The organism is Acidithiobacillus sp. 'AMD consortium', assembly GCF_008926505.1.
GTDB classification, from domain to species: Bacteria; Pseudomonadota; Gammaproteobacteria; order Acidithiobacillales; family Acidithiobacillaceae; genus Acidithiobacillus; species Acidithiobacillus ferridurans.
Map to the genome: position 1 here is coordinate 2,331,485 of NZ_CP044411.1, position 19,311 is coordinate 2,350,795.

Here is a 19,311-nt window from a genome sequence, read left to right on the forward strand (position 1 = left end):
CCTCCTCGCTAGCCTTGCCACTCCAGGGTGTTCACCCGCGCCTGGTCCATTTTCTGCAGGGCGGTGCCCACGGCGTCTATGGTAAGCGTGCCGAGATCCTGGCCATTTCGATCCCGCACCGCCACCGTACCCGCTTCTTTTTCCCGTTCCCCGACCACCAGCAGGTAGGGCACCCTACGCAAAGTATGGGCGCGTATCTTATAACCTATCTTCTCGTTTCTCAAGTCCGTTTCTGCCCGGATGCCGCGTTTCACCAATATGTCACTTACCGACTTGGCGTATTCCGAGTAATGCTCGCTGATCGGCAGCACCACGGCCTGTACCGGAGCGAGCCAGACCGGAAACTTGCCCTCATAGTGCTCGATGAGTACACCGAAGAAGCGTTCGATGGAACCGAAGATGGCGCGATGCACCATGATGGGCACCTTGCGCGCACCGTCTTCCGCCACATATTCCATGGCGAAGCGCTCCGGCAGATTAAAGTCGAGCTGCACGGTACTGCATTGCCACTTACGACCGATGGCGTCCTGAATCTTCAGATCGATTTTAGGTCCGTAGAACGCGCCCCCACCTGCATCCACCTGATATTCCAGGCCTGCGCGCTCCAGGGCATTGCGCAGGGCCTGGGTGGCAGCATCCCAGATCTCGTCACTGCCCACCGAATGCTCGGGACGGGTGGACAGATTGATTTCATACTGGTCGAAGCCGAAGGTGCCGAGAATTTTTCGCACCAGTACCAGCACCGCACCGATTTCCGCCTCTATCTGGTCGGGTCGACAAAAGACGTGGGCGTCATCCTGGGTAAAGCCCCGCACCCGCATCAGTCCGTGCAGGGCACCCGACATTTCGTGGCGGTAAACCGTACCCAGTTCCGCCCAGCGAATCGGCAGATCCCGGTAGGAATGCAGCTTGTCCTTATAAATGAGAATATGGAATGGACAGTTCATGGGTTTGAGCTGGTAGGGCTGCCCCTCGTCCTGCATCGGGTCGAACATGGATTCACTGTAGAAATCCTTGTGCCCCGAGGTATACCACAGCTGCTCATGGGCGATATGCGGCGTATAGAGCAGATCGTAACCTGCTTCCACGTGGGCCGCCCTCCAGAAATCCTCGATGACGCGTCGCACGCGCGAGCCCATGGGATGCCAGAACACCAGGCCGCCACCGGCATCTTCCTGAATGGAGAAGAGCTCCAGTTCAGTGCCGATACGCCGGTGATCCCGCTTTTCGGCCTCCGCCAGTTGCTGGAGATAGGCGTCAAGGTCTTTCTGCTGCGCCCAGGCCGTGCCATAAATACGTTGCAACATGGGATTGCGCGAATCCCCGCGCCAATAGGCGCCCGCCACCCGCTGCAATTTGAATGCCCCGAGAACACCAGTCGATGGCACATGGGGACCGCGGCACAGGTCCACGAAATCCCCCTGCCGATACAGGCTCAGTGGTTCACCTTGGGGAATGGCGCGGATAATTTCGACCTTGTAGTCTTCGCCCATCTTTTCAAACAGCGCCAGGGCATCTTCGCGGGAGAGCATCTCGCGTTGCACCGGAAGATTTTCTTTGACCAGTGCGTGCATCCGCGCTTCGATCGCTTCCAGATCTTCTGGCGTGAAACCACGCGGGAAAGCAAAGTCATAGTAGAAACCGTTATCGATCACCGGCCCGATGGTGACCTGAGCTTCCGGGTAGAGGGACTGCACCGCCTGCGCCAGCAAATGCGCGGTGGAATGGCGGATCACCTCCAGACCATCTGCGCTGTCGCGGGTGACGATCGCCACTTCCGCATCCTGATCCAGCACCGCCGAAAGATCCTTGAGGATGCCGTTGACCCGCATGGCTATCGCCGCCCTGGCGAGCCCGCTGCCGATCGTTCGCGCCAGCGTCAGCCCGGTCACGGGCTCCGCAAACTGACGATGACTACCGTCCGGCAACTGGATATCTGGCATAGCCCCTCCAAAGAAAAAGCACCAGCGAAGCATTGCCCCTCTGGTGCGGGATTTGGTAGGCGCGGGCGGTTTCGAACCGCCGACCTCTACCGTGTCAAGGTAGCGCTCTCCCCCTGAGCTACGCGCCTGCAGCCCGAAATGTACCGGCTGGCGGGCTATACGTCAAGAACTGCGCGGGATCGGAGGAAACAGACCCGATCACGACCATTGCGGTGCAAGGCCAGCGCCCCGCCCGCCTAGACGTCGGTCAGATTACCCCCCGCATGGCGTAGAAACAAAAGGCCATCAACGGCCCCGGCAGGATACCCAGCACCAGCAGCGCCAGGCTGTTGATGCTTAATGCCATACTGGCCAGGTCATCACGTACGATCAAACCCGCATCCGGCGCCGGCTTATCAAAATACATCACCTTGACGACACGCAGATAATAAAATGCCCCGATCACCGCCAGCAGGACGCCGACCACGGCCAACCACACGTATCCCGCCGCCACCACCGCCTGAAACACCGCGAGCTTGGCATAAAAGCCCACCGTCGGCGGCACACCCGCCATGGAAAACATGACGATCATCATCAAAAAAGCGTACCAGGGCTTGCGCTGCGCCAAGCCCTTGAAGTCATCGATACGTTCCGCCTCAAAACCCGCCCGGCTCACGAGCAGAATCATGCCAAAACCCGCCAGAGACATCAGCGTATAGACTACGATATAAAAAAATGCATTGGCCAGCCCCGCCTCCGTACCCGCCACGATCCCCAACAACATAAATCCGATATGACCGATGGTGGAATACGCCAGCATCCGCTTGATGTTCTGCTGGGCGATGGCGATCACGTTACCCACCACCAGCGATACCACGGTCAGTGCGACAAAAATCTGCTGCCAGGATTCCTGCATGCCGTAGCCACCATCCACCAGCAGGCGAATGATCAGGGCAAAGGCGCCGATTTTGGGCGCCGAGGCAAGAAAGGCGGTCACCACCGTAGGCGCGCCCTGATATACGTCGGGTATCCACATATGAAAGGGCGCCGCGCCCAATTTGAAGGCAATACCTGCGGCAATAAATACGATGGCAAAGACCAGTACCAGATTGCCTGTGGTCATATTCACCAGATCAGCGGCAATATCCCGCACATCCAGGGTACCCGTCAGCCCGTAAAGAAGCGACATCCCATAAAGCAGCAAGCCCGAGGCCAGCGCTCCGAGAACGAAATATTTCAGCCCCGCTTCCGTCGCCATCACACTGTCGCGGTAAAAGGCAACCAGGGCATATTGGCTCAGTGCCAACAGCTCCAGCCCGAGGTAGACACTCAGCAGACTGCCACCGGAAACCATTACCATGATTCCCAGCAGGGCGAAAAGCAACAGCACAAACACCTCGCCTCGGTAAATCCCCCGGTCCACCAGATAGCGCCGGGAGTAGAGCACCACCATTAACACGGCCAGATAGCTGAACAGCTCTGCAACGTTGGTGAAGCGGTCCAGCACGAAAAGGCCCGCAAAGGTGGTACCGCTCTGCCCCATCTCAAAAACGGTCAGCACGGCCGCGCCGCAGAGGGTCAGCACCGTCAGCACCGCAGCAAGATCATGCAGGTCGTCGCCCCAGAACAGGTCTGCCAGCAAAACGGCGCAGGCCATCGTCAGTACCCAAATTTCCGGGATGGCGTAAGTCCAGTGCATAAGGAATGGATTCATAGGCAAGGTCCTTTACGCCGGAATCTTGGAGAGAGACACCTGGGTCACCAGGTGCTGTACCGAGCTGTGCACGATATCAAGGAAGGGCGCTGGCCAGAGGCCGAGCAGCAGGGTAAAGGCCGCCAGGGTACCGAGCACCAATACCTCCCGGCCATCGAGGTCTTTCAGTCTGGCCACTTCGGGCTGGACGACACTGCCGAAAATCACCCGCTTGAAAAGCCAGAGGGTATATCCAGCGCCGGTAATCAGGCTGGTGGCCGCCAGAATCGCCAACCAGGGGTTTACCTGATAGGTTCCGAGCACCACCATGAATTCGCCGACAAAACCCGACGTCCCCGGTAGGCCGACATTAGCCATGGCAAAGAGCATCATCAGTGCAGCAAAAACCGGCATGACATTGACCACTCCCCCGTAAGCTTTGATATTGCGGGTATGCATCCGGTCATAAAGTACGCCGACACAGAGGAACATGGCTGCGCTGACAAAGCCGTGAGATAACATTTGAATGATACCGCCCTCGATCGCCACGCTATTGAACACAAAAAATCCCAGCGTCACGAAACCCATATGAGCGATGGAGGAATAGGCGATCAGCTTTTTCATATCCTCCTGCACGATCGCCACCAGCGCGACATAGATGATGGCGATGAGGGACAGGACAATCATCAGCCAGGCCAACCTGTGACTCGCGTCGGGCACAATCGGCAGGCTCAGGCGCAGGAAGCCGTAGGCGCCCATCTTGAGCATTACCGCCGCCAGGATGACGGAACCCCCGGTGGGCGCCTCGACATGGGCGTCCGGCAACCACGTATGCACCGGCCACATGGGAATTTTTACCGCGAAGGCAAAGAAAAAGGCCAGGAAGATTAGCGTCTGCGCGTTCATGCCCAAGGGAGTTTTCTGAAACTCTAACAAACTGAAACTATCTCCACTATGGAAGTAGAGATAGAGCAGCGCCACCAGCATCAATACCGATCCGAGAAAGGTATAGAGAAAGAACTTGATGGTCGCGTAGACCCGCCGCGGGCCGCCCCAAACCCCGATGATCAGAAACATGGGGATGAGCATGGCTTCCCAGAACACATAGAACAGAATGGCGTCCAGCGCACAGAAGACACCAATCATCAGCCCCTCCATGATCAGGAAAGCCGCCATGAATTGTGCTACCCGCTCCTGCACGTTTTTCCAGGAACTGATGACCACCAACACCGTCAGAAAACTGGTGAGCAGGATAAACCACAGGGAAATTCCGTCGATCCCGAGGTGATAAAAGATATTCAGGGAGGGAATCCAGGCGACCCGTTCGCTGTACTGCATCGCCGCCGTATGGGTATCGAATCCGGTAAATAGGGGAATGGTCACGGCGAAAGCAGCCAGCGAGACCACCAGCGCCAGCCAGCGCGCGGCCTCCGCACGCCGGTCACCCACCGCAAGGACCAGCAGACCACCGATGATCGGCACCCAGATCGCGTAACTGAGGAGAGGGGAATGCGTCATGCCTTATCCTCTCCAGACCACAAAATAGCTCATGAGCAGAATCAACCCGATAATCATTGCGAAAGCATAGTGGTAAATATAACCCGTCTGGACGCGCCGCCAGGATAATGCCGCCTTACCGATTTCACGGGCCGTACCGTTGACCATGATGCCGTCGATCAGACGTTCGTCGCCCACATGCCAGAACAAAGCGCCAAGCTGTAAGACGCCGCGTACCAGAACCGTCTGGTTGAAGGCATCAAACCCGTATTTGCGCTGCAGCGCCCAGATAACGGGGCTGAGAAACCGGGTCAGCGTTGCCGGCAGGCCCGGCCGCAACCAGTAGAACCAGGCAGCGACGGCAATACCCAAGAGCGCCAACCAGAACGGTAAGGTCCCCAGACTGTGCAGCACGAACGCGCCCGCACCCTGCCACTGGGCACGGATCTCCCCGATGGTATTCCACTGCGGGGCAACGACCAGGGAGGAATCCAGGAAGTGCCCCAGGCCGACGGGCCCAATATACGCCCAACCCGCGTAAACCGCGGGGATCGCCAGCGCAATCAGGGGCACGGTAATCACCCAGGGTGACTCGTGCAGATGTGCGCGGGTGTGGGCATCCATGCGCGGAGTGCCATGGAAGACCAGGAAAAACATCCGGAAGGTATAGAGCGCCGTGACGAAGGCGCCGGCCACCAGCATCCATTCCGCCCAGCCCGCCCCGGGCAGGGTAGAGAGCCCGACAGCCTCGATAATGAGGTCCTTGCTGAAGAATCCGGCGAAAGGCGGAATCCCGCACAACGACAGGCTGCCGATCAGAAAGGTGACATAGGTGATGGGCATGACCTTGCGCAGCCCGCCCATTTTGCGGATATCCTGCTCGTTGGACATCGCATGGATCACTGAACCTGCGGCCAGAAATAGCAAGGCCTTGAAGAAGGCGTGAGTCATCAGGTGAAAAATTGCCGCAGAGAAGGCGGAAGCGCCCAGCGCCGCAGTCATGTAACCCAACTGGGAAATGGTCGAATAAGCGATGATGCGCTTGATATCGTTCTGCACCAGACCGACGAGCCCCATAAAGAACGCCGTTACCGCGCCGATGACCAGCACCACCGAAAGGGCCGTCGCGGACTGTTCAAAAATCGGCGACATCCGTGCGACCATAAAAATACCCGCTGTGACCATGGTCGCCGCATGGATCAGGGCGGAGATGGGGGTCGGGCCCTCCATGGATTCCGGCAGCCAGACATGTAAAGGCACCTGCGCGGATTTACCCATGGCGCCGATAAACAGCAGCAGGGCAATCCAGGTCAGCACACTCCAGGGATGTCCCGGTATGATTTCCAGTGTTTGTCCGGTCAGATAAGGTACGGCCGCAAATACCGTACGATAATCCAGACTGCCAAAATAGTGGTATACTGCGGCAATACCGATCAAAAAGCCGAAATCACCGACACGGTTGACGATAAATGCCTTGATCGCGGCGACATTGGCACTTTCACGCTGAAACCAGAAGCCGATAAGCAGGTAGGAAACCAGACCCACCGCTTCCCAGCCAAAAAAGAGCTGGAGAAAATTATTGCTCATCACCAGCATGATCATACTGAACGTGAACAAGGCGATATAGCTGAAAAAACGCGCGTAACCCGGATCGCCATGCATATAACCAACGGTATATAGATGCACGCACAGAGATACAAAAGTGACAACGACCAGCATCAATGCCGTCAGGCTGTCGATGTCAAAACCGACGGATACCGGCAGATGACCCAATACCGCCCAGGTATAGATATCTCCATAAAAGGTTATACCGTGACCGGTTTGCCAGAGCACGGCCAACGATAGATAGAAAGCAATGGCCACCCCGATGATCGGTGCCCAATGCGCATGCTCCCGGAGCTTCCAGCCCCAGAAGCCGGCCACGAGTGCACCCACCAGTGGCGCCACGGGGATAACCAGATACACGGCGAGGGGAGGGAAGGCGTTTAACCAGTCAAAAACCCACATATCAGCCCCTCAACTCGTCGATATCATCCACATTGATGCTATGGCGATTGCGGAAATAGGCGACCAGTATCGCCAGGCCAATCGCCGCTTCGGCAGCCGCCACCGTAAGAATAAAAAATACGAATATCTGCCCATCGAGATTGCCGAGATAACGGGAAAATGCGACCAGATTGATGTTTACCGCCAGCAGCAGCAACTCGATGGCCATCAGCAGAATGATGACATTCTTGCGATTGAGGAAAATACCAACCACACCGATGGAAAAGAGCATCGCTCCGAGAATCAGGTAGGCCGCCAGGGTCGGTTGTCCAGCATTCATCATTCAGGCTCCCGCAAATCCACCAGTTGTACCCGGTCTTTGGCCCGCACGGCCATCTGCGCGGCAATGTTCTGGGTTTTGGTACCAGTCCGGCGCCGCAGGGTGAGGGCAATCGCGGCGATAATCGCCACGAGCAGAATTACTGCAGCTATTTCAAATGGATACAGATACTTGGTATACAGTAGGACCCCCAGTGCCCGGGTATTGTCGGTATTCGCCGGAAGTGCGGCGGGTGCAGGGATATGGCCCAGGGAAGACGTCCAGAAAACAATCGCCAGCTCCAGTACACCGAGGATGGCAATAGCGAGGCCCAATGGCAGATAACTGAGAAAGCCTTCCTTGATACGCGCCAGGTTGATATCCAGCATCATCACCACAAAGAGGAAAAGCACCATCACCGCGCCCACATAGACCAGAATCAAAATCAACCCCAGGAATTCAGCTCCCAACAGCATGAACAGGGCGGCAGCATTAAAAAACGCCAGTACCAGATACAGGGTCGCGTATACCGGATTACGCGCCGTAATCACCAACGTTGCAGAGCCCAGCAATATGGCAGAGAAGATATAAAACAGAATCGTGGTTACTGGCAGCATGGCATCTGTTCTCCGTCAGCGGTAAGCGCGATCAGCATCGCGATCGGCAGCCAGCTCCGCTTCCAGGCGATCGCCATTGGCCAGCAGCATGTCTTTGGTATATATCAGGTCGCCGCGAATTTCTCCATGATAAGAGAGCACCCGGCTTTCGACGATGGAGTCTACCGGACAGGATTCTTCACAGAGTCCACAAAAAATACACTTGCTGAGATCGATGTCGTAGCGCGTCGTCCGCCGCGTTCCATCACTACGGACGTCGCTTTCGATGGTAATGGCCAGCGCCGGACACACCGCCTCACAGAGTTTGCAGGCAATGCAGCGTTCCTCACCGTTCGCATAGCGGCGCAAGGCGTGCAGGCCGCGGAAGCGGGGCGATTGCGGCGTCTGTTCTTCGGGGTATTGCACGGTGATCTTCCGCGCAAAAAAATAACGGCCGGTAAGCTGCATGCCGCGCAGCATCTCCGTCAGGAAAAAAGTATTAAACCATTGCCTTGGGCGAAATTGCATATGGTTCTCCTCAGCGCAAAATGGCACGCAGGGGCGTTTCCAGAGCAACGCCGACTACGACAATCCAGACAATGGTCACCGGGATAAACACCTTCCAGCCCAAACGCATGATCTGGTCATAGCGATAACGGGGAAAAGTAGCGCGAATCCATAAAAATACATACAGCAGGAAAGCGGTTTTCAGCAATAACCAGACGACACCCGGTATCCAGGTGAGCCATGGTGTATTGATCGGCGCATACCAGCCACCGAGAAAGAGCACCGTCGACAACATGGAGACGAAAATCATGTTGGCATATTCCGCTAGAAAGAACAGTGCGAAGGCCATCCCGGAATACTCCACATGAAATCCCGCCACAATTTCCGACTCGCCTTCCGCTACGTCAAAAGGTGCGCGGTTGGTTTCGGCCACGCCGGAAATAAAGTACACCAGAAAGAACGGAAATAACGGCAGCCAATACCAGGACCAGAAACCGCCGCCCGCCTGGGCTTCCACGATTTTGGTGAGGTTCAGGGTCTGGGCAGCCATCAACAACCCCACCAGGGCAAAGCCCATGGCAATTTCGTAAGCCACCAGCTGAGCCGCCGCCCGCATGGCCCCCAGAAAGGCATATTTGGAATTGGATGCCCAGCCCGCAACGATGATGCCGTATACCCCCAGTCCGGCGATGGCCAGCACATAAAGGAGACCGGCGTTCATGTGGGAGATGGCCATATCCGGACCGAAAGGAATGGCCGCCCAGACCAGCATTGCCGGCACGAAAGCCAGCACCGGTGCCGCCAGGAACAGAAACCGATTAGCGTTGGTGGGGATGATCACTTCCTTGAACATCAGCTTGACCGCGTCGGCGATCGGCTGCAACGATCCCTTGAAGCCCACGCGATTGGGACCCAGACGTACCTGTATATAACCAATCACCTTGCGCTCGGCCAGGGTCAGATAGGCCACACCCAACAGTAGTGGCACCAAGACAACGACAATCTTGATCACCGACCAGAGGATCGCCCACCACGCCGTACTCTGAAAATCATGCATGGTGTTGCCTCCTAAGTACCGGTCGCAGTGACGGCCCGCGTCGCCGTGCTCACCGAGCAGGCCGTATAGGCTGCACCCAATATCGCCGTCTCAGCATATCCCATAGGCACCCAGACGGTACCCATCGGAATCCCGGCATCCACTACCAGAGGCAGGCAGACCTTGCCGCCGGGGGTGCTGATTTCCACGAAATCCCCCTGCAGGGCCAGCGCCCTGACCTGATCCGGATGCATTTTCACCACAGCGGGCTGGGTGAGGGGTATGGCACGTCGCACCAGCGGGTCGCCCCGGAAAAGAGGCCAATCACCCAGACGGCGCAATCCGTCGTCTGCATACGGGGACACCGGAACTGGTTCCAAGACCGGGAAGGTACGGAAAGGCGGCACATCCAGGGCATACTCGCCGATTTCACGCTGCCACATGGCCGTTACTTCACTCAGTTCATTGAACTGGAATCCTGGCAGATTAAGGCCATCACCGAGTACACGCAGTATCTTCCAGGCAGGACGTGCCTCCTCCGGCGTTTTTACCGCGGCGCGGAAGGTTTGCAGACGTCCTTCGTTGTTGATGAACGATCCAGCCCCCTCGGCAAAGGCCGCCATGGGCAGAATCACATCGGCATACTGTTTCGCCTCGCCCGCAAACTGCGCGATGCTCAGCACAAACTCCGCATTTTGCAACGCCGCCAGTGCGGCCGCGCCGCGCATCGCGTCCACACCCGGCTCTGTACCCAAGAGTATGAAGCCCCGCATATCCGCATCCCAAAACGCATCCGCAGGCAACCCTATCGTCTGCGCCCGATGTCCCCCCGGCAGACGGTGCGGTACACAACCACTCAGCCAGGCGCCGGCGCTATTGGCGTCTTGCGCCAGCCAACCCACCCGCGCGCCCGCCAACCCGGCAAGAGACTCGATCTGTGCGATCATCGCCGCCGCCTGCGGGTGATGCAGCAAGGCACTGCCAATGAGGATCAGGGGGTTATCTGCCGCCAGCAGGTCACTCGCCACACCCGCCAGAGACTCCATGCCGCCGGTTTTCCCGGCGTGACCGGACAACTCGCTGCAGAGCGCCGCATAAAGGGCCAGGTCGGCGCCTGCTTCGGCCACCAGTTGGGTGACGGGATAGTTGAAATCCTGACGCAGGCTGTCGATGGCAATCACCTTGCCACCTTGCAACACCGACTTGCGCAAACGATGGTTGGTCAGCGGCTGCTGTTGCCGCGGAAAGGCATGGCAGAGCAATATCAGCGGCTCGCGCTCCAGATCTTCCAGAGCCATGTTCAGCGCCGGATAGACCGGCATTGCGGCATCCGCGCGGAAATCCTGCTGACGCAAGCGATGGTCCACGTGAGGGCTGCCCATGCCGCGCAGCAAGGCCTGGAAAAGGAACAGTTCTTCATTGCCGGACTGCGCCGAAATGAGTCCGGCCAGCCGTTCCGCACCATGCCGGGCAATCACCTGCTCCAGACCCGACAAGGCGACATCCAATGCTTCCGCCCACGAGGCCTCACGCCATACGCCGTCGACACGCAGCAAAGGCCGCGTCACGCGGTCCTCCGCTTGTAGGCCGGTATAGGCATAACGCCCCTTGTCACAAATCCACTCTTCATTCACCGCCTGATTGGCACGCGGCAGAACCCGCAACACTTCGCGGCCCAGGCTCTGCACGTCGGTATTACAGCCCGTCGAACAGTGCGGGCAAAGCCCGGGCGTGTGCTTCAGTTCCCAGGAACGGGCCTTGAAACGAAAAGGCTTGCTGGTCAATGCGCCTACCGGACAGAGATCAATCATGTTGCCGGATAATTCAGACTGCACAGCCTTGGCGACGTAGGTGCCAATAGCCATATGTTCACCACGCCCCGTCGCTCCCAGTTCCATGATTCCGCCGATTTCCTGACCGAAGCGCACGCAGCGGGTGCACTGGATGCAGCGCGTCATTTCCGTGGCAATGAGCGGCCCGATGTTCGGGTCCTGCACGACCCGTTTCTCTTCGGCGTACTGGCTGTGCGGATTGGCATAGCCCATGGTGATGTCCTGCAGAGGACATTCGCCACCCTGATCACAGATGGGGCAATCCAGGGGATGATTGATGAGCAGAAACTCCAGCACACCCTGCTGCGCCATCTTCGCCTTGCGCGACGCTGTGGCGACCTTCATACCGTCTGCGACAGGCGTCGCGCAGGCCGGCAACGGCTTGGGGGCCTTTTCCACATCTACCAGACACATGCGGCAATTGGCCGCTACCGACAGCTTGGGGTGATAACAAAAGAAGGGAATATAGATCCCCAAAGCCTGGGCTGCCTCCATGATGGTGGTCCCTGGGACGACCTCGATGGACTGTCCGTCGATCTCGATATGCGGCATCAGGCAGCCCCCCCATTCACCAAACAGTGTTTATGCCGAATGTGGTATTCATATTCTTCACGAAACAGATGCACAGAGCTGACCACGGGCGCCACACCACCATCCGCCAGGGCACAGATGGTGCGGCCCTCAATGCGTGATCCCACATCCAGCAGTAGTTGCAGGTCCTCTTCGCGGCCCTGACCATTTTCGAGGCGATGCATCACCCGCCACAACCACCCCATGCCCTCCCGGCACGGGGTACATTGGCCGCAGGACTCGTGCATGTAAAAACGGGCGATACGTTCCACCACCTTGACAATACAAACACTATCGTCGATGACGATGACCGATCCTGCCCCAAGGGCGGATCCGGACTTGGCGATGGAGTCATAATCCATGGTGACCGCCATCATGGCCTCGCCACCCACCATGGGAGTACTGGTGCCGCCGGGAATCACCGCCTTGAGTTGACGCCCCGGCCGCAGCCCTCCGGCCATTTCCAGGAGTTCTTTGAAAGGGGTACCCATGGGAACTTCGTAGTTACCCGGCCGCTGCACGTGGCCGGTCACCGAAAAGATCTTGGTGCCGCCATTGTTGGGTTTTCCCAGATTGAGGAACCACTCGCCGCCCTTGGCGATGATGCTCGGCACCGAAGCAAAGGTTTCCACATTGTTGATGGTGGTGGGCTGACCATAGAGACCATAGCTGGCGGGAAATGGCGGCTTGAAACGTGGCTGCCCTTTCTTCCCCTCCAACGCCTCCATCAACGCCGTTTCCTCACCGCAAATATACGCACCCGCCCCCCGATGCACGTACAGATCGAAGGAGAAATCGGTGCCCAGGATATTCTGCCCCAGATACCCCTTTGCGTAGGCCTCTTCCAGCGCTCTCTCCACAATGTGGATCGGCTCCACGAACTCGCCGCGGATAAAAATATATCCGGTACTCGCCCCCATGGCGTAGGCACCGATAATCATGCCCTCGATCAGGCGATGGGGTTCATAACGCATGATGTCCCGGTCCTTGCAGGTACCTGGTTCACCCTCGTCGGCATTGCAGAGCAGGTATTTGGTACCGGTCACGCCCTTGGGCATGAAACTCCACTTCAGCCCGGTAGGGAAACCGGCGCCCCCCCGGCCACGCAGTGCGGATTTTTTTACCTCGCTGATAATCTGATCCGGCGCCATGGAGTCCAGCAGCACCCTGCGCAGAGCATCGTAGCCGCCAGTCCCCGCATACACCGAAAGGCGGTGGGAGTCAGGCAACCCACGGTTCTGCAACGTAACGCCGTTAACGAACATCGTCGGAGTCCCCCCGTAATTTCGCCAGCAAGGCATCCAGACTTTCCTGCGTCAGATTCTCGTAATAGTGATCACCGACCTGCAGCATCGGTGCGTCTTTACAGGCACCCAGACATTCCACTTCCTGGAGGGTGAAGAGACCGTCCGCGGTCGTCTCACCAGGGCTCACACCCAGGCGCTCGCGCAGGTGTTGAAGTACCGCGTCGGATCCATTCAGAAAGCAGGAGACGCTACCACAGACGCAGAGTTTGTGCCGCCCCACCGGCTGGAGTTCGTACATGCTGTAAAAAGTTGCCGCTTCATAGACCTGAATCGCCGGGATGTCGAGCAGACCGGCGATATGCTCCATCACCGCGTCACTCAGATAGCCGTGCTCCTCCTGGGCGATGCGCAGTGCCGCCAACAGGACGGAACGCGCCTGATCCGCCGGATATTTAGCCCGCTCACGAGCAATTTCTGCCAGAGACTTTTCCGATAACATGGCTTACCTGTCGATCTCGCCGAAAACAATGTCCATGGTGGATAAAATAGCCACCACGTCCGCGATCATATGTCCCCGAGCCATCTCGTCCATAGCGGCGAGATGCGGGAATCCGGGTGCCCGGATTTTCATCCGGTAGGGTTTGTTGGCACCATCCGAAATCATATAAATGCCAAACTCCCCCTTGGGAGCCTCCACCGCGGCATAGACTTCACCCGCAGGAACCGCCATGCCCTCGGAGAAAAGCTTGAAGTGATGAATCAGCGCCTCCATGCTGGTTTTCATCGTTTCGCGGGACGGCGCGGCAATCTTGAAATCATCGGTAATCACCGGGCCGGGATTCTTGCGCAGCCAATCCACACACTGGACAATGATCCGGTTGCTCTGCCGCATCTCTGCGACGCGGACCAGATAGCGATCATAACAGTCCCCGGTTTTACCCACCGGAATATCAAAATCCAGATCGGCATACGCTGCGTAGGGTTGGGTACGCCGTAGATCCCAAGCCACACCGGAAGAGCGCAGCATGGGGCCAGTGAAGCCCAGTTGGATGGCCCGTTCCGGCCCCACCACACCGATACCCACAGTGCGCTGCTTCCAGATCCGGTTGTCCGTCAGCAGGGTTTCATACTCGTCCACGTAGGTAGGGAACCGGCGCGCGAAGTCCTCTATGAAATCCAGCATGCTGCCCTGCCGGTTGGCATTGAGCTCTTGCAGGCGCTGGGCATCACGGTAAGGAGACGGCTGGTACTGTGGCATCTGTGCAGGTAGGTCGCGGTACACCCCCCCCGGGCGATAGTAGGCGGCATGCATGCGCGCGCCGGATACCGCTTCATAGACATCCATGAGGTCTTCCCGCTCGCGGAAGCAGTAAAGAAAGACGCTCATGGCACCGACGTCCAGGGCATAGGCACCCAACCAGAGCAGATGATTGAGAATGCGGGTAATCTCGTCGAACAGGGTACGGATATACTGGGCACGAACCGGCACTTCGACGCCGAGCAGTTTCTCCACCGCTAGACAGTACGCGTGTTCGTTGCACAGCATCGACACATAATCGAGCCGATCCATATAAGGCAGGTTCTGCAGATAGGTCTTGTTTTCCGCCAACTTCTCGGTAGCCCTGTGCAGCAGACCGATGTGGGGATCGGCGCGCTCGATCACTTCACCGTCCAGTTCCAGTACCAGACGCAGCACACCGTGGGCAGACGGATGCTGCGGCCCGAAGTTCATGGTGAAGTTATTGATTTCGGGCATTGTAGCGACCCTCCCCTGCTTCACGGATGATACGTGGTACCACCACGCGCTCCTCGGTGCGCGTCGGCTCGTAGACCACCCGGCCCTGGTCCGCGTCGTAACGCATTTCCACCGTACCGACCAGGGGAAAATCCTTACGGAATGGATGGCCGACAAAGCCGTAGTCCGTAAGGATGCGCCGCAAATCGGGGTGACCGTCAAAAAGAACCCCGTAAAGATCAAAGGCCTCACGCTCAAACCAGTTGGCGGCTGCCCAGACCTCCACTACGGATGGCACGATGGGCAGATCGTCATCGGCAAAAATACGTACCCGCAGGCGCTGGCGGTGCTTCAGGGAGAGCAGATGATAGACCACCGCAAAGCGCGGCCCCTCCCAGAGCCCTTCGCCATAGGCGGAGTAGTCCACTCCGCAGACATCTACCAGCAAGTCAAAGGCGCAGGCCGCATCATCCCGAAGCAGGAGACATGCCGCAGAAAAGCCCTCACGGGACAACTCCACGGTCAGTTCGCCGCGATCCAGGCGCGCGGTTCGCAGTGTCGCGCCCAGTTCATCGCTGAGATGCTGGAGCAGATTTTCGAGTGCGTCAGTCATGGCTCACCTGGCAATGGTATTGGTGCGGCGGATTTTTTTCTGCAACTGGATCAGGCCGAAAAGCAAGGCCTCAGCAGTAGGCGGACAACCCGGTACATAGATATCTATCGGCACGATGCGGTCACAGCCCCGCACGACGCTGTAGGAATAGTGATAATAACCGCCGCCGTTGGCACAGGAACCCATGGAGACCACCCAGCGCGGCTCCGGCATCTGGTCATAGACCTTGCGCAAGGCCGGGGCCATCTTGTTGACCAACGTCCCCGCAACGATCATCACGTCGGACTGGCGCGGACTGGGACGGAAGACGATACCGAAACGATCCAGGTCGTAACGCGCGGCCCCGGCGTGCATCATCTCCACTGCACAGCAGGCGAGGCCGAACGTCATGGGCCAGAGGGAACCGGTACGGCCCCAGTTGACTACCGTGTCGATGGTCGTGGTGACGAAACCCTTTTCAAGAAGGCCCTCTATTCCCATTCCAGCGCCCCCTTCTTCCATTCATAAATGAAACCGACCACGAGAATGGCGAGGAATAGCATCATGGCCAGAAAACCCGTCATCCCGATCTGGTCAAAGACCACCGCCCAGGGGAAGAGGAAGGCAATTTCCAGATCAAAGAGGATGAAAAGAATGGCAACGAGATAGTAGCGCACGTCGAATTTCATGCGCGCATCTTCAAAGGCCTCGAACCCGCATTCATACGGCGAGAGCTTTTCGCTGTCCGGCCTGTGTGGCCCCAGCGAAGAACCCATCAGCAGCGAGGTTACGCCAACCACCAATGCGACGAGCAGAAATATGAGCACTGGCAAATAGTGGTTCAACATCTCCAACCCCTCCACCCGATACGGGCCCCGGAAAACACATCCAAAGCCGCTGATAAATTATTTTTTTAGTAGATAAATCATATCTCTGGATGATATCAGAGATAAAAAAACAGCCCGTAGGGCTGCAATTTGGTGCCGAAGACCGGACTCGAACCGGTATAGCTTGCGCCGCCGCCCCCTCAAGACGGTGTGTCTACCAATTTCACCACTTCGGCCTGATAACTATTAAAACTCTCTCATGATGCGCTGGCGACGTCAAGGCTTGACGGGGGTCTTTTCTGCGACGACAGAAGAAGCCGCACTGGTCACCGGGCCCGCTGCGCTTGCTACCGACTGCGCCGGAGCAGCAACGATGGGAGCTACGGGCGCCGACGTCGTCACCGGCGCCTTGCTGGGCAGAGCGATGCCGGAAAAAACACTGCTGCCGGAGTGATCGGAAAGATAGGCCAATCCAAGGCTGTTCAAAAAAAACAGCGCGCCGATCACGGCCGTAGTATGGCTCAGAAAATTCCCCGCACCACGCGCTCCGAAAATCGTCTGAGAGCCACCGCCCCCGAAGACCGCGCCAATATCGGCACCCTGCCCCTTCTGAATCAGGACAAGGCCCACCAGAACAAGACAAATAATGATCTGGAACACCAGCAACACCGTGTACATCGACTCAGCCTCCTCGCCCTGCCGACTCGGCAGCATGACAAATTTGGATAAACTCACCCGCCTGCAGGGACGCGCCACCCACCAGGGCCCCGTCGATGTCCGCCTGGTCAAAAAGCGCGGCGGCGTTGTTGCCTTTCACACTTCCGCCATAAAGCAGCAACAGACGCCTGGCAAGCTGCGCCGAATACGCGGCTGCCAACTCGCGGATGAACACATGAACCGCCTGTGCCTGTTCAGGGCTGGCGCTCAGACCTGTGCCAATGGCCCAAACAGGTTCATAGGCAATGATCAGGTTGGGTTGGCTCGCCTCAAGATTCAGCAGGGGCAGCACGGCTTCGAGTTGGCGGCGTAATACCGCATCTGTGAGACCCTGCGCACGCTCCGCCTCTGTCTCACCCACGCAAACCACGGGAATGAGACCTGACAGCAATGCTGCTTTAATCTTCTGGACGATCTGTGCGTCGCTCTCCGCAAAAATCTGCCGCCGCTCGGAATGCCCGATCAGCACATAACGGCACCCCATATCACGGAGCATGGCCCCGGATATTTCTCCGGTATAGGCGCCGCTGGCTTCCCAGAAAAGGTTTTGCCCCCCCCAGCGCAAGGCGCTGCTTTTGGCCTCCTGGGACACTGCGTGGAGCAGGGTAAAAGGCGGGAAAATCACCACCTCCGGGCGCATCGGCTCTAGCCCTGCATGAAGAATGGCCTGGGTGAGATGCACGGCATCCCCACTCAGGCCGTTCATCTTCCAATTTCCTGCTACCATAGTGGGACGCACGGCGGTTCTTCCTTATGATCAGCGTCTGCGACAACCTCACCGTCCCCTGGGGGTGGCCGACAGCCCAGTAATGTAGGCGCCAGTGTAAAGATTCAGCTTCGAATGGTCAATTTCGTGGTCTTGGGACGGCACCGGCAAGAGCCAGCTTGGTTAAACCACTGGTCAGCGCTGCGGCTACATCCGCCGCCATATCAGCGGATGCTGCCTCGACCATGATCCGTAATACCGGTTCCGTACCGGATGGCCGCACCAGCAGGCGCCCGCTTCCTCCCAGACGATCCTCCGCATCCGCAATGAGTTGGTGTGCCGATGACTGATCGAGCAGCGTTTGTGCCCCAGCCATGCGCACACTTTTCAGCACCTGGGGGAAAGCGCTATAGCCTTCCCGCAGGGCTGCCAGCGCCACACCGCTGCGGCGCAGAATGGCCAGTATCCGCAGCGCGGCAAGGATGCCATCGCCGGTAGTGTTCGCGGGTGTGATGATGTGCCCCGACGACTCCCCACCCAGCGGGTAGCCATGGCGGCGCATGGCTTCCAGTACGTAACGGTCACCTACGGGCGTGCGCAGCATGGGCACACCACAGCCGGCCAGCGCCTGCTCCAGGGCCAGGTTGCTCATGACCGTACCCACCACGCCGGAGAGCCCACCGTTCTGGCACATATTTCGCGCCAGCAGCCAAAGAATTTCGTCACCGTCGAGCAACTCACCCCGATCGTCCACCAGAAGCAGGCGATCACCGTCACCATCAAACGCAATGCCCATATCGGCGCCGGTGCGTAGCACCGCAGCACGCAGCGCTTCAGGGTGAGTGGAACCCACCTGATCATTGATATTGATGCCGTTGGGCTCCGCTCCCAGCAAGTCCAGTGTGGCTCCCAACTCCCCGAAAATCATGGGCGCTACTTTGTAGTTGGCGCCATGCGCACAGTCCAGCACCAGACGTATTCCGCGCAGATCGAGGTCGGCGGGAAAGGTGGTTTTACAGAACTCCACATAACGGCCCGCCGCATCATCCACCCGCCGGGCCTTGCCCAGCCGTTCCGAGGCCGAGAGCGCCATCGGCCGGTCCATCCATGCTTCGATGGCCTCCTCCTGGGCATCCGGCAACTTGTAACCGTCTCCGGAGAAGAATTTTATGCCGTTGTCCTGATAAGGGTTGTGCGAGGCGCTGATCACAATACCGGCATCCGCGCGCAGGGTACGGGTCAGATAGGCGATGGCCGGCGTCGGTAAGGGGCCGACCAGTAGAACATCGACGCCTGCCGCCGCCAACCCGGACTCCAGGGCAGACTCCAGCATGTATCCGGACAGACGGGTATCCTTGCCGATAACTACCCGGGGCCGACCTGGCGCGTCGGCGGTGAGTACGTGCCCCGCAGCCCAGCCCAGGCGGAGTACCCATTCCGGGTGAATAACAGAATCACCGACCTGACCACGTACTCCGTCGGTCCCAAACCATTTTCTGGCCATCGTTTGCCTAACTCCACATAGGAAC

General features: G+C 58.2%; 18 protein-coding genes and 2 tRNA genes. All 20 read right to left on the reverse strand.

The annotated features are described in order from the left end of the window. Nucleotides 1-8: 8 nt before the first annotated feature. Complete coding sequence (gene thrS, locus F6A13_RS12185) at nt 9-1,943, reverse strand: threonine--tRNA ligase (protein WP_113526093.1); 1,935 nt, start codon at nt 1,941-1,943, stop codon at nt 9-11. Nucleotides 1,944-1,996: 53 nt separating this feature from the next. Next, a tRNA-Val gene (locus F6A13_RS12190) sits at nt 1,997-2,071 on the reverse strand. A 119-nt stretch (nt 2,072-2,190) separates the two neighbouring features. Then, the gene (gene nuoN / locus F6A13_RS12195) at nt 2,191-3,636 is read right to left on the reverse strand and encodes an NADH-quinone oxidoreductase subunit NuoN (RefSeq protein WP_126604333.1); all 1,446 of its coding nucleotides are present in this window, start codon (nt 3,634-3,636) and stop codon (nt 2,191-2,193) included. A gap of 12 nt (nt 3,637-3,648) precedes the next feature. Next, complete coding sequence (locus F6A13_RS12200; RefSeq protein WP_113526091.1) at nt 3,649-5,133, reverse strand: NADH-quinone oxidoreductase subunit M; 1,485 nt, start codon at nt 5,131-5,133, stop codon at nt 3,649-3,651. Between the two features lie 3 nt (nt 5,134-5,136). Next, nucleotides 5,137-7,119: an NADH-quinone oxidoreductase subunit L gene (gene nuoL, locus F6A13_RS12205; protein WP_113526090.1), complete on the reverse strand. Its 1,983-nt coding sequence runs from the start codon at nt 7,117-7,119 to the stop codon at nt 5,137-5,139. Between the two features lies 1 nt (nt 7,120). Then, the gene (gene nuoK, locus F6A13_RS12210) at nt 7,121-7,438 is read right to left on the reverse strand and encodes an NADH-quinone oxidoreductase subunit NuoK (RefSeq protein WP_113526367.1); all 318 of its coding nucleotides are present in this window, start codon (nt 7,436-7,438) and stop codon (nt 7,121-7,123) included. Beyond that, the gene (locus F6A13_RS12215; RefSeq protein ID WP_113526089.1) at nt 7,438-8,034 is read right to left on the reverse strand and encodes an NADH-quinone oxidoreductase subunit J; all 597 of its coding nucleotides are present in this window, start codon (nt 8,032-8,034) and stop codon (nt 7,438-7,440) included. Before F6A13_RS12215 ends, nuoK begins: the two co-directional genes overlap by 1 nt. A gap of 15 nt (nt 8,035-8,049) precedes the next feature. Further along, nucleotides 8,050-8,541 carry an NADH-quinone oxidoreductase subunit NuoI gene (gene nuoI, locus F6A13_RS12220; protein WP_012537299.1) on the reverse strand — a complete coding sequence of 164 codons (492 nt, stop codon included), beginning with the start codon at nt 8,539-8,541 and terminating at the stop codon, nt 8,050-8,052. A gap of 10 nt (nt 8,542-8,551) precedes the next feature. Continuing rightward, on the reverse strand, nt 8,552-9,577 hold the full coding sequence (gene nuoH, locus F6A13_RS12225; protein WP_113526088.1) for an NADH-quinone oxidoreductase subunit NuoH: 1,026 nt from the start codon (nt 9,575-9,577) through the stop codon (nt 8,552-8,554). 11 nt (nt 9,578-9,588) lie between these two features. Beyond that, entirely contained in the window at nt 9,589-11,940 is a 2,352-nt protein-coding gene (gene nuoG / locus F6A13_RS12230) for an NADH-quinone oxidoreductase subunit NuoG (RefSeq protein WP_113526087.1), read from the reverse strand. Next, on the reverse strand, nt 11,940-13,223 hold the full coding sequence (gene nuoF / locus F6A13_RS12235; RefSeq protein ID WP_151528339.1) for an NADH-quinone oxidoreductase subunit NuoF: 1,284 nt from the start codon (nt 13,221-13,223) through the stop codon (nt 11,940-11,942). The genes nuoG and nuoF overlap by 1 nt, the downstream gene beginning before the upstream one ends. Next, entirely contained in the window at nt 13,213-13,704 is a 492-nt protein-coding gene (nuoE, locus tag F6A13_RS12240) for an NADH-quinone oxidoreductase subunit NuoE (protein WP_126604334.1), read from the reverse strand. Before nuoE ends, nuoF begins: the two co-directional genes overlap by 11 nt. Before the next feature lie 3 nt (nt 13,705-13,707). Then, complete coding sequence (locus tag F6A13_RS12245; RefSeq protein WP_126604335.1) at nt 13,708-14,961, reverse strand: NADH-quinone oxidoreductase subunit D; 1,254 nt, start codon at nt 14,959-14,961, stop codon at nt 13,708-13,710. Further along, on the reverse strand, nt 14,945-15,553 hold the full coding sequence (locus F6A13_RS12250; RefSeq protein WP_113526083.1) for an NADH-quinone oxidoreductase subunit C: 609 nt from the start codon (nt 15,551-15,553) through the stop codon (nt 14,945-14,947). Before F6A13_RS12250 ends, F6A13_RS12245 begins: the two co-directional genes overlap by 17 nt. A 3-nt stretch (nt 15,554-15,556) precedes the next feature. Further along, entirely contained in the window at nt 15,557-16,033 is a 477-nt protein-coding gene (locus tag F6A13_RS12255; RefSeq protein ID WP_113526082.1) for a NuoB/complex I 20 kDa subunit family protein, read from the reverse strand. Continuing rightward, a complete protein-coding gene (locus F6A13_RS12260; RefSeq protein ID WP_113526081.1) occupies nt 16,024-16,380 on the reverse strand; it encodes an NADH-quinone oxidoreductase subunit A in 357 nt (118 codons plus the stop codon). The genes F6A13_RS12255 and F6A13_RS12260 overlap by 10 nt, the downstream gene beginning before the upstream one ends. A 130-nt stretch (nt 16,381-16,510) precedes the next feature. Continuing rightward, nucleotides 16,511-16,595, reverse strand: a tRNA-Leu gene (locus tag F6A13_RS12265). A gap of 40 nt (nt 16,596-16,635) precedes the next feature. After that, nucleotides 16,636-17,037 (reverse strand): preprotein translocase subunit SecG, encoded by a 402-nt coding sequence (secG, locus tag F6A13_RS12270; RefSeq protein ID WP_113526080.1) that lies wholly within the window; start codon nt 17,035-17,037, stop codon nt 16,636-16,638. A 4-nt stretch (nt 17,038-17,041) separates the two neighbouring features. Further along, entirely contained in the window at nt 17,042-17,803 is a 762-nt protein-coding gene (tpiA, locus tag F6A13_RS12275; RefSeq protein ID WP_225982025.1) for a triose-phosphate isomerase, read from the reverse strand. A 118-nt stretch (nt 17,804-17,921) separates the two neighbouring features. Beyond that, entirely contained in the window at nt 17,922-19,286 is a 1,365-nt protein-coding gene (glmM, locus tag F6A13_RS12280) for a phosphoglucosamine mutase (RefSeq protein WP_113526078.1), read from the reverse strand. Nucleotides 19,287-19,311: the final 25 nt, after the last annotated feature.